General features: G+C 68.5%; 15 protein-coding genes and 1 tRNA gene. 5 read left to right on the top strand and 11 right to left on the bottom strand.

Annotated elements, in window-relative coordinates; all coding sequences use genetic code 11:
- Positions 1–18: 18 nt before the first annotated feature.
- Together CUR96_RS04490 and CUR96_RS04485 are read left to right on the top strand one after the other, a co-directional pair.
- Positions 19–849, top strand: coding sequence for a Sir2 family NAD-dependent protein deacetylase (locus CUR96_RS04490; protein WP_102192271.1), 831 nt, complete (start codon positions 19–21; stop codon positions 847–849).
- Entirely contained in the window at positions 846–1,430 is a 585-nt protein-coding gene (locus tag CUR96_RS04485; protein ID WP_102192070.1) for a histidine phosphatase family protein, read from the top strand. The genes CUR96_RS04490 and CUR96_RS04485 overlap by 4 nt, the downstream gene beginning before the upstream one ends.
- Here the strand turns inward: CUR96_RS04485 and CUR96_RS04480 are convergent.
- From CUR96_RS04480 to pdhA, 3 genes are read right to left on the bottom strand one after another with little or no spacing between them, the layout of a single operon-like run.
- On the bottom strand, positions 1,427–2,812 hold the full coding sequence (locus tag CUR96_RS04480; RefSeq protein ID WP_102192069.1) for a dihydrolipoamide acetyltransferase family protein: 1,386 nt from the start codon (positions 2,810–2,812) through the stop codon (positions 1,427–1,429). The genes CUR96_RS04485 and CUR96_RS04480 overlap by 4 nt on opposite strands.
- Positions 2,809–3,819: an alpha-ketoacid dehydrogenase subunit beta gene (locus CUR96_RS04475; RefSeq protein ID WP_102192270.1), complete on the bottom strand. Its 1,011-nt coding sequence runs from the start codon at positions 3,817–3,819 to the stop codon at positions 2,809–2,811. The genes CUR96_RS04480 and CUR96_RS04475 overlap by 4 nt, the downstream gene beginning before the upstream one ends.
- A 2-nt stretch (positions 3,820–3,821) precedes the next feature.
- Entirely contained in the window at positions 3,822–4,937 is a 1,116-nt protein-coding gene (gene pdhA / locus CUR96_RS04470; RefSeq protein ID WP_102192068.1) for a pyruvate dehydrogenase (acetyl-transferring) E1 component subunit alpha, read from the bottom strand.
- 172 nt (positions 4,938–5,109) lie between these two features.
- Here pdhA and CUR96_RS04465 point away from each other — a divergent pair, with 172 nt between their 5' ends.
- On the top strand, positions 5,110–5,583 hold the full coding sequence (locus CUR96_RS04465; RefSeq protein WP_102192067.1) for an Lrp/AsnC family transcriptional regulator: 474 nt from the start codon (positions 5,110–5,112) through the stop codon (positions 5,581–5,583).
- Here CUR96_RS04465 and CUR96_RS04460 read toward each other — a convergent pair.
- Positions 5,555–6,454, bottom strand: a complete 900-nt coding sequence (locus CUR96_RS04460) for an alpha/beta fold hydrolase (protein WP_102192066.1) — start codon at positions 6,452–6,454, stop codon at positions 5,555–5,557. The genes CUR96_RS04465 and CUR96_RS04460 overlap by 29 nt on opposite strands.
- A gap of 67 nt (positions 6,455–6,521) precedes the next feature.
- On the opposite strand from CUR96_RS04460, the gene CUR96_RS04455 reads away from it, so the two are divergent.
- On the top strand, positions 6,522–7,229 hold the full coding sequence (locus tag CUR96_RS04455; protein WP_102192065.1) for a 3'-5' exonuclease: 708 nt from the start codon (positions 6,522–6,524) through the stop codon (positions 7,227–7,229).
- Positions 7,230–7,259: 30 nt separating this feature from the next.
- Here the strand turns inward: CUR96_RS04455 and CUR96_RS04450 are convergent, their stop codons facing one another.
- From CUR96_RS04450 to CUR96_RS04435, 4 genes are all read right to left on the bottom strand, one after another.
- Positions 7,260–8,297, bottom strand: a complete 1,038-nt coding sequence (locus CUR96_RS04450; RefSeq protein WP_102192064.1) for a YihY/virulence factor BrkB family protein — start codon at positions 8,295–8,297, stop codon at positions 7,260–7,262.
- 7 nt (positions 8,298–8,304) lie between these two features.
- Positions 8,305–8,565 (bottom strand): DUF6458 family protein, encoded by a 261-nt coding sequence (locus tag CUR96_RS04445; protein ID WP_102192063.1) that lies wholly within the window; start codon positions 8,563–8,565, stop codon positions 8,305–8,307.
- Positions 8,566–8,692: 127 nt separating this feature from the next.
- Positions 8,693–8,769 (bottom strand) — tRNA-Ile (locus CUR96_RS04440).
- Between the two features lie 41 nt (positions 8,770–8,810).
- A complete protein-coding gene (locus CUR96_RS04435; RefSeq protein WP_102192062.1) occupies positions 8,811–9,347 on the bottom strand; it encodes a gamma carbonic anhydrase family protein in 537 nt (178 codons plus the stop codon).
- A gap of 140 nt (positions 9,348–9,487) precedes the next feature.
- Here CUR96_RS04435 and CUR96_RS04430 point away from each other — a divergent pair, with 140 nt between their 5' ends.
- A complete protein-coding gene (locus CUR96_RS04430) occupies positions 9,488–9,973 on the top strand; it encodes a Dps family protein (RefSeq protein WP_102192061.1) in 486 nt (161 codons plus the stop codon).
- Between the two features lie 73 nt (positions 9,974–10,046).
- Here the strand turns inward: CUR96_RS04430 and CUR96_RS04425 are convergent, their stop codons facing one another.
- From CUR96_RS04425 to CUR96_RS04415, 3 genes are all read right to left on the bottom strand, one after another.
- Positions 10,047–12,158 (bottom strand): acyltransferase family protein, encoded by a 2,112-nt coding sequence (locus CUR96_RS04425; protein ID WP_245861080.1) that lies wholly within the window; start codon positions 12,156–12,158, stop codon positions 10,047–10,049.
- 72 nt (positions 12,159–12,230) lie between these two features.
- Entirely contained in the window at positions 12,231–13,700 is a 1,470-nt protein-coding gene (locus CUR96_RS04420) for an amidohydrolase (protein ID WP_102192269.1), read from the bottom strand.
- A 23-nt stretch (positions 13,701–13,723) separates the two neighbouring features.
- Positions 13,724–14,365, bottom strand: coding sequence for an FMN-binding negative transcriptional regulator (locus CUR96_RS04415; RefSeq protein ID WP_102192059.1), 642 nt, complete (start codon positions 14,363–14,365; stop codon positions 13,724–13,726).
- Positions 14,366–14,385 lie beyond the last annotated feature (20 nt).

Here is a 14,385-nt window from a genome sequence, read left to right as displayed (position 1 = left end):
GGAGGTTCCGTGAGCGCGATGACAGACGAAGAGCTGCAGGCCGGCCTCGTCGAATCCGCTGATCTGCTCCGCGGGCATCGGGTGGCGCTTCTCACCGGAGCGGGCATCTCGACCGACTCCGGCATCCCCGCCTACCGCGGCGAGGGCGCTCGTCCCGGCAGCGATCCGATGACCATCCAGACGTACCTGGGCGATGAGGCTGCTCGCCGCCGCTACTGGGTCGGCGGGCACCTCGGCTGGCGCGCGTTCGCGGACGCGCATCCCAATCCCGGGCATCTCGCCCTCGCCGAGATGGAGGCGTCCGGTGTCGTCAGCGGCGTCATCACCCAGAACGTCGACGGACTGCACCTTCGCGCCGGCAGTTCGCACGTCATCGAGGTGCACGGCACGATGCGTCGCGTGTTCTGCCTGCACTGCGGTCAGGTCTTCGATCGCCGGGACATCGCTGTGCAGATCGAAGAGCGCAATCCCTGGATCACCGTGCCCGAGAACGTCGCCCTCGCGCCGGACGGCGATGTGCTGCCGGAGACGACCGACGGCTTCATCATTCCAACCTGCACCGTGTGCGACGGCATGCTCAAACCGGACGTCGTCTTCTTCGGGGAGTACGTGCCGCAGGATCGTTTCCGCGCCGCCGAGTCGCTGCTGCGCGCCAGCACGGCCCTGATCGTGGCCGGTTCCTCACTCGTCGTCAACTCGGGCGTGCGTCTCATCGAGCGCGCGCGCCGCCGCGGCATCCCCCTGATCATCGTCAACCGCGAGCCCACTCGCGCGGATCCCTGGGCGAATGTCACCCTCGCCGCGGGCACCAGCGACGTCCTCCCCGCCCTCCAGGAGCTGCTGAAGTGACCCTGCTGACCCTCGTCCGCCACGGCCAGACCGACTGGAACCTCGACCGCCGCATCCAGGGCACCACGGACATCGCCCTCAACGACACCGGCCGAGCCGATGCGCGCGCCGCGGCAGCCCTGCTCGCCGACGGCACGCACCACACGATCTACGCGAGCCCGCTGGTCCGCGCGCATGAGACCGCGCAGATCATCGCAGCCGACCTCGGCCTCGATGCTCCGCTCCTCGTCCCGGACATGCGGGAACGGGAGTTCGGCGACGGCGAGGGGATGCTGGTGGCCGACTACATCCGCACCTACGGCGATTGGCTCTCCGACGTGCCGGGTGCGGAGTCGCTCGCCCAGGTGTGCGAACGCGCGATGTCGGCGCTGCATCGCATCGCCCGCGATGCGCGGCGTCGCTCGGCGCCCCTCGCCGAATCCGTCATCGTCGTCACTCACGGCGGCGTGATCCGCTCCCTACTCGACCATGTCTCCGGCGGCACGCTCCCCCGTGAAGGCGAACTCCTCCGCAACGGGTCGGTGCACCGCTTCGAGGCCTCTCCCGGCTCCTTGCGGCTGCTCGAGCACGCGGTCATCTAGGCGAGCAGCATCGCCCGCCCCGGCTCCTCGAGGATGTCGGCCACGTCTTTGAGGAATCGCGCGCCCTCGGCGCCGTCGACCACGCGATGGTCGAACGAGAGACTCAGGGTCATCATCTGACGCAGCGCGATCTCTCCGCGGTACTCCCACGGCTGACGACGGACCGCACCGACCGCGAGGATCCCTGACTGCCCCGGTGGCAGGATCGGCGTGCCCGCATCGATGCCGAAGACGCCGATGTTCGAGATCGAGAACGTACCGCCGGCGAGTTCGGCCGGTGACGTCTTCCCGGCACGCGCCGTCTCGGCGAGGGCACGCAGCGCATCGGCGATCTCGATGAGGGTGAGGCGTTCCGCATCGCGGATGTTCGGGACGATGAGCCCGCGCTCGGTCGCCGCGGCGATCCCGAGATCGACATAGTGGTGCTGCACGATCTCCGCCGCCGCCTCGTCCCAGCTCGAGTTCAGTCCGGGCGTGCGTCCCAGCGCGAGACAGACCGCCTTCGCGATGACCGCGAGCGGACCGATGCGGTGCGCCGACAGGGCTCGATCCTCGCGGAGGGAGGTGAGCAGATCCATCGTCGCGGTGACGTCGACCGTATGGAAGACCGTCACGTGCGGCGCCGTGAACGCGCTCTGCACCATCGCGGCTGCCGTGTGCTTGCGCACACCGCGGATCGGGATGCGCGTCTCACGGTCGCCCTCACCGAACCCAACGGGCGACCGCGGCACCGAATACTCCGATCTTTGGGCAACGGAGTCCTCGGGAGCAGAAGCTGCGCCGATCCGCTCGGCGTACGCGTCGACATCGGCGCGGGTGATGACGCGATCCCCGACTTCTGCAGCGACGAGAACGAGGTCGATCCCCCGTCGCTTGGCGTGTGCACGTACGGGTGGCGTCGAGCGAGGCCGCTCGATCACCGTCTCCACGCTCGCCGTGGGACGGGCATCGTGCGGCGCCGCTTCCATCACCGCGGTGTCGGTCGCTGCAGGGACGGCCGATGCGCGGCGGGCGCGACGCGCCGGACGGCCCGTCGACGACGGTGCCGCACCGTACCCGACGAGATTCGGCTGTGCCTTCTCCTGAGGAGGTTTCTCCGAAGCCTTCTCGTCGGCGGACCCCGTGGGCTTGGCCGGCTCGTCGCCGACGACGTCGAACTCGATCAGAGGGGCGCCGACGGCCACGGTGTCGCCTGCCTCCGCATGCAGCGTCGACACGGTGCCGGCATACGGTGACGGGAGCTCGACCACGGCCTTCGCGGTCTCCACCTCGGCGAGGGTCTGGTTCAGGGCGACGGCATCGCCGGGAGCGACCAGCCATTGCACCACTTCCGCCTCGGTGAGTCCTTCACCGAGGTCGGGCAGGCGGAACTCCGCGATCATGCGTCCGCTCCCGTCAGGCTGTTCGGCCGGTCCAGGACACGGTCGACGGCGTCGAGGAGACGGTCAAGGTCCGGAAGGTGGTACTTCTCGAGCTTTGCGGGTGGGTACGGGATGTCGTGACCGGTGACTCTCAGAGGGGCGGATTCCAGGTACTCGAAGCAGCGCTCCGTGATGCTGGCGATCACCTCGGCGGCGACGCCGGCCTCGCGAGACGCCTCGTGGGCGACGACGACGCGGCCGGTCTTGCGGACGGATGCCGCGACCGAGTCGTAGTCCACCGGCGACAGCGAGCGCAGGTCGATGACCTCCAGCGAGATGCCGTCGTCCTCCGCCGCGTCCGCGGCCTGCAGTGCGGTGGAGACCATGGCGCCGTATGTGATGAGCGTGGCATCGGTGCCTTCGCGCAGCACACGGGCGAGACCCATCGGCGGCGCATCGGCGAGCGACGCGTCGAGGTCGACCTCTCCCTTGTGGTGGTAGAGGCGCTTGGGTTCGAAGAAGATCACCGGGTCGTCGGAGGCGATGGCCTGGCGGAGGCTCCGGTAGGCGTCCTCCGGATTGGACACGGCGATGACGCGGAGACCGGCCGTGTGCACGAAGTACGCCTCCGGTGATTCCGAGTGATGCTCGGCAGCCCCGATCCCGCCCGCCCAGGGAATGCGGATGGTGATCGGCATCCTCACACGCCCCTGCGTGCGGTAGTGCAGCTTGGCGACCTGCGCGACGATCTGATCGAAGGCCGGGTAGACGAATCCGTCGAACTGGATCTCCACCACGGGACGGTAGCCACGGAAGGCCAGGCCGACCGCGGTGCCGACGATGCCGGATTCGGCGAGAGGGGTGTCGATGACCCTCTTGGCCCCGAACTCGTCGAGCAGGCCGTCGGTGATCCGGAAGACCCCGCCCAGCTTGCCGATGTCCTCGCCGAGGAGCACGACTTTGTCGTCGTCGCGCATCGCCTGTCGCAGGCCGGCGCCGAGAGCCTTGCCCAGCGTGAGCTCGGTCACGATCACACCTCCCCGTCGAACGTCGCGAGGTAGGCAGCGTATTCGTCGCGCTGACGGGCGAGACCGGTGTGCGGCTCGGCATAGACGCCGTCGAACACCGCGAGGGGCGGGCGCGTCGTCATGCCGAGACACGCGGCGCGCATCTCGCGCGCGACGTCGTCGGCCGCGGCCTGCGTCTCGGCAAGCTGCTCGTCGCTGAGCTCATCGGCGGCGCGCAGATGGGCCTCGAGACGGGTGATGGGGTCGCGACGGCGCCACTGCTCCAGTTCGGCATTGTCCCGGTAACGGGTCGGGTCGTCCGCCGTGGTGTGCGGGCCCATCCGGTAGGTGACCGCTTCGATGTACGCGGGGCCCTTGCCTGAGCGGGCGTGGGCGAGCGCCCAGCGCATCGCCGCCATGCATGCGAGCACGTCGTTGCCGTCTACCCGGAGGCTGGGGATGCCGAACCCCGGTGCGCGGCCGGCGATCGGATACTGGGACTGCAGAGCGACGGGTTCGGAGATCGCCCAGTGGTTGTTCTGACAGACGAAGACGACCGGGGCCTGGTAGGACGAGGCGAAGATCATCGCCTCATTGACATCGCCCTGGCTGGTCGCGCCGTCGCCGAAGTAGGTCACTGCCACCTCGTCGGCACCGTCGTGCTTGATGCCGAGGGCGTAGCCGACGGCATGCAACGTCTGCGCGCCGATGATGATCTGCAGCGGTGCCACACGGAGGGCGGCCGGGTCGTGGCCCGCACCCTCCTCACCACGCCACATCCTGACGTAGTCGCCGGGGGCGGCGCCTCGCGCGTAGATCACGCCGGTCTCCCGATAACTGGGGAAGACGTAGTCCTGCGGAGCGATCGCGCGGGCGGTTCCGATCTGAGTCGCCTCCTGGCCCTGGCACGGCGCCCACAGGCCGAGTTGCCCCTGGCGCTGCAGAGCGACGCCCTCGGCGTCGATGCGGCGGAGGATGACCATGTCGCGATGCAGTGCACGCAGTTGTGCGGCATCGACGTCGTCGATGTAGGCATCCAGCTGCGGATTCGGGATGCGGATGCCGTCCGGGCCCAGGATGCGCTCGGTGAGCTCCAGATCCTGCGCGGTGTCGGCGATCGGTGTGATCTGCGGTGACATCATCGTCCTCCCAAGTCTCAGCGGGCCCTTTTGGGACTCTGTTCGCTGCCGCCGGCGTCATCACTGGCTTGCTCTGAGGGTACGTCCGTTGAACACCTCGCTCAAGCAATGGAAGGGCGCTTGAGCATGTTGCTCAATTCCAGGGGGTACCGCCCTGCTAAGGTTTGGCACTATGCCCGGAATAGACCGCATCGATCTGGAGCTGCTCGCAGCTCTCGCCGACGATCCACGGATCACCATCGTCGCTCTCGCCGAGAATCTCGGCCTGTCCCGCAACACCATCCAGGCGCGGATGGCACGGCTCGAGCAGAGCGGCGTGTTCCTCTCCTACGAACGCTCTTTCTCCACCGACGTGCTCGGCTTCCCGCTGCAGGCTTTCGTGAGCATCGGCGTGCGGCAGACCGAGCTGCCCCGCATCATCAGCGAACTCGCCCGCATCCCCGAGATCGTCCAGGCGCACGGCCTCAGCGGATCGGTCGATCTGCTGGCCAGAGTCGCGTGCCGGGATGCGAGGCATCTGTTCGACACCGACGCGCGCATCCTCTCGATCGAAGGCGTGGAGCGCACCGAGACCTCCCTCGCGATGGGCGAGGTGATTCCGTTCCGGGTGGCCGGGCTCATCGGCCTCGCTCGACGGGAATCCTGAGGAATCGGCGGATCGCTCCGGCCGCCTCGGCGGGCGTCTCGTAGTGGATGAGATGTCCGACGTCGGCGATCTCCACGAGTGAGGCATCGTCGAACAGCGTCGCCAGAGTGCGCTCCGCCTCGATCGGGGTGATGTCGTCACGCTGCGCGGCGACGAGCAGGGTCGGAACCGGAATGGCGGGGGCGAACGCGCGGACGTCGTGGGAGACACTCGCGACGAACGCGTCGCGCAGCACGTCACGGTCGGCGAAGCGCGAGAAGTACGTGTCGTGCTGATCGTGGATGAAGCGTCGGAGCGCTGCATCCTTCGTCTTGGCCATGGTGATGCTCATCACCCGGACGATCAGACGATTGCGCAGCAGCGCCGTTCCGAGGCGCTCAGGGAGCCACGCGCCGAGGTCGTAGTAGAGCACGGCGAGCCTCGTCATGAGGCCCTTCGGCCCCTCGAGAGCCGGTGCTCCGATCGGGTTCAGCAGGATCAGCCGCGGTGTCGCGAGCCCTGTGGCGACCGCGGCGGACGTCACGATCGATCCGAACGAGTGGCCGAGGATGATCGCGCCGGGCGCCACCTGGGCCGCGAACTCGGTCAGCCAGGCCGCGTACTCGTCAAGATCGTGCGTGCGCCCCGGGATCGGCGCGCTCTCCCCGAACCCGGGCAGATCCGGCGCGATCACGCGGACCTCGGGAAGGTAGGCGAGCACCGGTTCCAGCCCGTGGTGTTCCCCACGGAAACCGTGAACGGCGATCACCGTGGTCTCGGCGTTGACCGGACCGTACACCCAGTACGCGGTGATGCCGCCGCGCACGGTCGCCTCGCGCCGCTGCACCGGAAGTCGGCTCAGACGGTCGGCGTACGGCGATGGCGCGGGCATCCTCCGAGTCTACGGAGTGACCGTGCGCCTTCCTGGCAATGTCCGGGGCCGGCTCTACCGTGAGTCCATGTCCCGCGCGTCCCCACTCCCGGCCTGGCTCACCCGCGTCGGCGTCTTCGATCTGGAGACCACGGGAGTCGATGTGGCCAGGGACCGGATCGTCACCGCCTACGTCGGCGTCCTGGACGCGAAGGGCAGTGAGATCGCAGCGCGGTCCTGGCTCGCCGATCCCGGTGTCCCGATCCCCGAGGGCGCGGCAGCGATCCACGGCGTCACGACGGAGCACGCCCGGCGGGAGGGCCGTCCGGCACGTGACGTGGTCGCCGAGATCACCTCGTCCTTGCGCGCCCTGTTCGCACGGGGGGTTCCGGTCGTCGCCTACAACGCCTCCTACGACTTCTCCCTGCTCGCCCACGAGGCGCTTCGTCACGGGGTCGCACCGCTGGCCGATCCGACGCCCGTCATCGACCCGCTCGTGATCGACAAGGCATTCGACCGGTACCGTCGGGGCAAACGCACGCTCGAGGTCGTCGCCGCCCATTACGCCGTACCGCTGGACAGCGCCCACGAGGCATCTGCTGACGCCATCGCCGCCGGCCGCGTCGCACAGGCGCTCGGTCGGCAGTTCGAGATGCCCGACACCCCGCACGAACTGCACACCCGTCAGATCGGCTGGGCGCGGTCCCAGGCCGCGAGCCTCACCGACTACTTCATCGGCATCGGCCGCCTCGATCCCGAGGACGCGATCGACGGCACCTGGCCGGTCCGCAGTTAGGACCGGGCGGCGGTCAGGACCGGGCCGCGGTCAGCTCTGCGCGCCTTCGTCTTCTCCCTCGCGAAGACGCCGAGCTTCGGCGCGTTCGTCCCGGTCGCGCCGCGCGGTCTGCCTGATCCGATCGGCGTCGCGCAGCGGCAGCTGAACCCGCGCTTCCGCCGGTGCCCCGGCGCGCAGCTCCCGTGCGCGCTCCACCTCGGCATCGATCTCCACCCCGATCATCAGAGACACGTTCGCGAGCCAGAGCCAGAGCAGGAAGACGATGACCGCGGTGAGTGATCCGTAGATGACTTCGTAGTGCGCGAAGTTGGAGACGTAGAGCATGAACAGGAGCGTCGCAGCGACGAGCACGAGGAGCGCTGCGGCCGCTCCGATGCTCATCCACCGGAAGCGCGGATGCTTCACATTGGGTGCGGAGTAGGAGAGAAAGGCGACGACGAAGACGACGATGACCGCCAGCACCGGCCACCGGAGCACGCTCCACAGGGTCAGCGCGGACTCCCCGAGTCCCAGCGACTCCCCGATGGCCTCGGCCAGCGGCCCCGATACGGCGAAGAGCACCGTCGCAGCAGCCACGGCGACCATCACCACCGAGAACACCCAGACCTGTGTGAGCTTCAGCCGCCACAGCGGGCGCCCTTCCTCCACTCCGTAGATCCTGTTCATGCCGCGTCCGTAGGCGGCGACGTACCGCGCCCCGGCCCACACCGTGATGGCGAGTCCCGCCGCCAGGGCGACGGGCGCAACGGAGGACGATGCGAGTTCCTCGAGCGCATCGCTGATCCCATGGGCCGCTTCAGGCGCGACAGCTCGCGTGACATCCTCGACGAGACGGAGGGTCTCTCTCCCCTGACCGAGGATCCCGACGAGCGACACCAACACCACGACGGCCGGGATCAGAGCGAGAACGGCGTAGAACGTGAGAGTCGCGGCGATATCGGGGCAACCGTCGGACACGAAGCCGTGAACGACCTTGCGGACGACGAACTTCCATGACCGGGAATCCAGGTCTGCGGGAGAGCGGGTTGCGCGGGCCGAAGTAGGCTCAGCGCCCCCGCCCTCCCCCATCTCGACCTCAGACGACGTCGTCGTTGCTCGAGGTCACCGTGCGACGAGACGTCGGCTGGCCCGTCGCCGGATCGACGCTGGTGTGCGTCACCGCTTCAGAACGGCGGCGACGCGCGAGCAGCACGATTCCGACGAGGAACACGACGACGCCGGCTCCCATGAGGATGTACCCGATCATGTCGAGGTTCACGTATTCGACCTCCACGTTGACGGCGAACACGAGGATCGCGCCGATCACGAAGAGTACGACTCCGGTGCCAATGCTCATGATGTCCTCCCTTTTCGCGGCGAGGTGCCGCAGCCCCTCACGGTCCTCTGGAAGGGTCCGGTGAGGAAGGGGGTTGACAGCGCGGGGTACGCGACGGGCGGCTTGCTGTCCCCGTGGGGAGGAGATCTGGTGGGGCGGGCGGGACTTGAACCCGCGATCGTCGAGTTATGAGCTCACTGCCTTGACCAGCTTGGCCACCGCCCCGTAGACCTCAAGCCTAGCGGTGAGTCACAGCACGACCGAAGTCAGACGGGCACCGCGGCGCTGTGCGTCCGAAGGTGGGCGAGATAGATGTCGGCGTTGGCGAGGAGTCCCGCTCGCTCCTCGCCGCTGAGTGCGCGCCGCACCTTCGCCGGGACGCCGGCCACCAGCGATCCGTCCGGAATCAGGGTGCCGCTCAACACCACGGCTCCGCCGGCGATCAGGCATCCGTCGCCGATCACCGCTCCGCTGAGCACGACCGCTCCCATCCCGATCAGCGACCCGTCGCCGATGGTGCAGCCGTGCACGACGGCGTTGTGCCCGATCGACACCCGCTCCCCGACCACGACCGGGTGCCCGGCATCGACGTGCACCGAGACGTTGTCCTGCACATTGCTGCCGGCGCCGATCACGATGGGCGCGGAGTCGCCACGCAGGACGGCGTTGTACCAGATGCTCGCGTCCTGCCCGATCGAGACCTCACCCACGATCCTCGCTCCTTCGGCGATGAACGCGCCGTCGGCGATCGAGGGGGTGCGGTCGGGCAGGGCGAGAACGGATGCTCCTGGTGCGATGCTCATGAGGCGAGACTACCCTCAGCATCCCGGAAAACCGCGAGATTCCGGGGCAGTAAGCGGAGCCTCAGCTTGCTTGCGGAATGTCTGAGGCTGAGTAGCGTTGTCTTCATCAGGTACGAAGAAGCCATGTCAAGGAGCGCACAATGAGCAAGGCACAGACTGTTTCCACCACCGCAAGCGACCCGACCGTGGCGGCTGCCGCAGCGCAGTTCCTCTCGCCCGTGGTGCTGGGTCTCGAGGCTCTCACCGTGAACGGCAAGCAGGCCCATTGGCACGTCCGCGGTGCCAACTTCGTCGGCGTGCACGAGCTGCTCGACACGATCGTCGCCCACGCCGGCGACTTCGCGGACACCGCCGCAGAGCGCATCGTCGCCCTCGGCCTCCCGATCGACGCACGGCTGAGCACCGTCGCCGAGAAGGCGGGCGCCACCTCCGTCCCCGCGGGCTTCACGCAGTCCGACGAACTCGTCCGCGCGGTCATCTCGGACATCGACGCCATCCTCGTCGACGTCAAGGCCGCGATCGACGGCCTCGACGAGGTCGATCTCACCAGCCAGGATGTCGCGATCGAGATCATGCGGGGCCTCGAGAAGGACCGCTGGTTCCTCGTCTCGCACATCGCCGCCTGAGGCACAGACGGAGAGAAGGGCACCGGGTGATCCCGGTGCCCTTCTCTCGTTGCCGGCCGGCGACCTGCTGGGATCAGCCTGCGTGGTTCGCCATCGCGTCACGTAGAGCGGCCGTGAACTGCGGCGCCAGGGTGTCGGCGAACGTCACCGTCAGGTGGTCCTGGTCACGGTAGACGTTCGCCCCGCCGACGACCGGGTAGCAGGTGTCGTCGTCGCAGAACGCGTCCGTGAAGTCCAGGAGCGTGACCTCCGGCGTTCCGTCGGCTGCGTCGCGAAGGGGATCGTCCGCGACGAGCACATCCGCACGCGCCCCCGCGCATTCCGCGGTATCGCGCGTGCGCAGGCACTTGTTGGGATCGGTCTCCCAGACCGGGTTGTCCACCACGGTGACCACCGGGATACCGCGGTCGGTCATGGTCGCCCAGGCCTCCTGATATCCGGCGACAGCGGCATCGTGGACCGAATCGAACCCGGCAGCGGAGTAGGGCGTGTTCGCGATCGCCGCGGTGAAGACGACGTCGAACTCCCTGTCGGCCAGTTCATCTGCCACTCCCGCGCGCCAATCCGAGCAGGCGGCGCCGAACGAGCCGGCGGTGGCGAGCGGCGTCGTGCTCCACGGGCAGGCGCCCTTGAAGTATGTGGTGAGGTGCCATCCCTCGCGGTCGGCGATCGCCTGGAACGTCGTCAGCAGCTGGAAGGCATGACTGTCACCGATCAGTGCGACCTGAGGAGCATCCGCATCGTCCGAGCCGAACTCGCACGAGACCGGACGCGCGTCGTTCAGCTGCACGAAGCACTGCTCGTCCTTCGGCTTGTCGATGCCCGCGAATCCCGGCGCCGGGAGGATGGTGTCCGCCGACTCACCCGCACACGAGGGGTCGAGGACCGATGCCGCCCCGAAGCACGCGGGCGGGTTCTCGCGCAGGTCCTGGATCGCCTGCACGCCCTGCTGATATGACGGAGCGTTCACGACCCATCCGCCGGCAGCGGTACCGGCGACGAGCACCATCGCCGCGAGCGAGGCCCACAGCGTCACGCGGGGACGCCGCGTCGTGAGCGGCTTCCACGAGCGGACGGGATCCTCGACGAAACGCTTGGTCAGCCACGCGAGTAGGAAGCAGATCCCGAGCAGCGCCACACGGTGATAGATCGTCAGCCCCCAGAACGGCACCGACGGCGCGATGATGATCAACGGCCAATGCCAGAGGTAGAGGCTGTAGGAGATGTCACCGATGAAGCGCATCGGACGCACCGCAAGGATGCGGGTCGGGTACCACCAGCGGTCGGTGTTGGATGCGGCGATGACGGCGGCCGCCCCCAGCGTCGGCAGCAGCGCCATGTAACCGGGGAACGGCGTCTGCCCGTCGAACCGGAATGCGGTGTAGAGAAGCGCGAGGACACCGGCCCAGCCGATGAAGAAGCTGAGCCAGGCGTTGCGGACGCGAAGCACCGGCACGAGGGCGATGAGAGCCCCCACCCCGAACTGCCACATCCGCCCGAAGGTGACGAAGTACGCCGGAGCCGGATCGGTGACGGTGAAGATGACGCAGAAGACGAACGATGCCACGGAGACCGCAGCGATCGCGATCGCTGCGGCGCGCAGCCGGGCACCCCGGAACCACTTCACGGCGACCCACGCCGCGAGCAGCATGATGAGGGGCCAGAGCACGTAGAACTGCTCTTCGAGCGACAGCGACCAGTAGTGCTGGACCGTGGTCGGATCGCCGGCGTGCGCGAGATAGTCCGCGGAGTTGAGCGCGAGGTACCAGTTCTCGACGTAGAACGTCGAGGCGATGATCTCCTTGATCTCCGCAGGCAGCGCAGACGTCGGCATCAGCTGCGGCGAGGCGGCGACCAGCGCGCAGAACAGCAGCACGAGAAGCGACGCGGGCAGCAGACGGCGCGCTCGCCGTGCCCAGAACTGTCCGAGCTTCACGGTTCCCGTCGAGACGAGTTCACGTGCCAGGTGGGAGGTGATCAGGAATCCGGAGATGACGAAGAAGACGTCGACGCCCACATAGCCGCCGCTGAGCCGTGCCGGCCAGAAGTGGTAGAGCACGACGAAGAGGACCGCGATCGCGCGGAGTCCCTGGACGTGCGGGATGAACCGAGACTGCGCGGCGTGCTCCGGTGAACGCTCACGGCGAAGACGGGCACGGGTGGGCGTGGTGGTATCGGCTTGCACCATACGACGATAGCGCGGATGCTCGGAGGTTCCCGCGACCGGCAGGGGTTCGCCGGATGTGGGAACCGGCGCTCAGGAGAGGTGCGTGATGCGTCCGGCGAGGACCGTCGCCGACACTCCCATCCCGCGAAGCGCGGTGGCGGGGGCAGTGTGCGGGTCGGCATCGCAGAGGACGATATCCGCCGGTTCTCCCGGACGCACCGACGATCGCACGCTCGCCTTCAGGGCATCATCGACGCTGAGCCTCTCCTCGGGATGCCACGGCTCACGAACGTCGTCGGTACGCGTCACCGCTGCGGCGATGGCCTGCCACGGGTCCAGTGGCGCGACCGGCGCATCCGAGCCGAATCGCAGCTCGACCCCGGCGCTGCGGAGAGAGGCGAGCGGGTATCCCACCGCCGTCTGCCGGGCCCAGTAGCCGTCCACCAGGTCGCGGTCGTCCAGCGCATGCTGCGGCTGGACGCTCGCGATCACCCCGAGACGGGCGAAGCGTGCGAGGTCGGCGTGCCGCACCAGCTGGGCGTGCTCGATCGTGCCGCTCGCTCCGGAAAGGGTGAATGCGTCGAGTGCCGTCGTCGTGGCACGGTCGCCGATCGCGTGCACCGCAGCGGACAGCCCCGCCCCCGTCGCACGGAGCAGTAGTTCGACGAGTTCCTCCGGCGCGACGTTGAGCACGCCGAAGTTGGCCTCCTGGCCGGCGTATGGATGCGAGCACGCCGCCGTGCGGGTTCCGAGCGAGCCGTCCGTGATGACCTTCAGCGGTCCCACCCGCACCAGTCCGGCACCGTCGACCGGGGCATCCGATGATTGATGGAACTCGCCGGTGCGGAGTCCTGCTGCGATGGCGCGATCGAGGTCGAAGGGGTACACGGCGAACTCCACGCGATGCGCCGCGAACCCGGCGGCGACGCGCCGAGGCCACGCGTCGGCGTTCCATGCCATGTCGAAGTCGACCAGGCCGGTGACGCCACGAGCTGCGGCCTGCTCCCCCGCGCGATGCACCGCGCGATCGCCCCGGTCGGGGTCCGCGGCGTTCAGCCGTCGAGAGATCTCGAAGGCGTCCTCCTCCCGGAGCATCCCGTCGGGGCTGGAGAATCCCTCTCGGCGGAGCGCCGCCGAGTTCAGCCACACGCTGTGCACATCCGCATTGATCAGGTAGGTCGGCACTTCGCCCGTCCGGGAGTCGAGCAGGTCGAGCGTCGGAGCATCCGCCCACAGCGCGTCGCGAAAACCGCTGCCGACGCGGCGCCCATCGGGAAGCGGAGCGACCGATGACATCCGCTCGGCGGCTTGGGCCGCCGATCCCACGTCGCCCAGCGGCTCTCGCTCGGCGGCGAGGGCCCACTGCACGGTGTGCACGTGGTTGTCCCAGAGTCCTGGTACGACCCAGCCTCCGCCGGCATCGAGAACATCACCGCGCGCCGGCAGGGCACCCGTCGGTGCGATGTCGGAGATCACTTCACCGTCGATGTGGATGTCGACCGGCTCGTCCGAGAGAAGGAACTCGCGACCCGGCCCGGCGATGCGGGCACCTCGGATCATTCCGATGCGTGTGCCGCGTGCTGTCACCGCTGCGCCTCGATCCGAGCGTCCTGAGCGCGCCGCATCTCGGCGGCCAGCGCCGGGTTCGCGTAGGGCCCGTCAGAGGAGAGTTCTCTGATCACCGTCTCGATGGTCTCGGCCGGTTTGTTCTGGCTCAGCTTGCGCTTGGCCACCACTCGGGTGGGCGTCAGCCGGAAGCCGACGGTGCCGGCGGCCATCCGGTTCACGAATGCCTCGTCATTGGGCCGTTCCCACATGCGCCTCGGCTCCGGCATCCCGCCCTCGAACCGGTCCACCAGTCGGTCGAGCACGGCGAGGTTCTCGTCGGCGCTGAGGATCTCGGGGATGCCGGCGAGATGAACCGCGGTGTAGTTCCACGTCGGCACCGCCTGGGCGCCGTCGTACCAGCCGGGCGAGATGTAGCCATGGGGACCCTGGAAGATCACGAGCAGCTCGCGCTCCCCCATGCCGTGGATCAGGTCGTCGGGACGACCGACGTGCCCCACGACGGTGAGGTCGTCGCGTTCCTCGTCGAGCAGCACGACGTAGTGCGAGGCGACCATCCCGTCGGGGCCCGCGCTGACGATCGTCGCCCAGGGGTTCCCGTCGATCACACGGCGGATCTCCGCGACATCGGCAAGGGTGAAACTGGGGTTCTGGCGCATGCTCTCAGCCTATGGGCCGG

Origin of the sequence: Microbacterium aurantiacum (assembly GCF_002872075.1) — a bacterium.
Lineage (GTDB): Bacteria > Actinomycetota > Actinomycetes > Actinomycetales > Microbacteriaceae > Microbacterium > Microbacterium aurantiacum_A.
The sequence above is the reverse complement of the archived record's forward strand: the minus strand, read 5'-3'. Positions and strand labels throughout refer to the sequence as shown.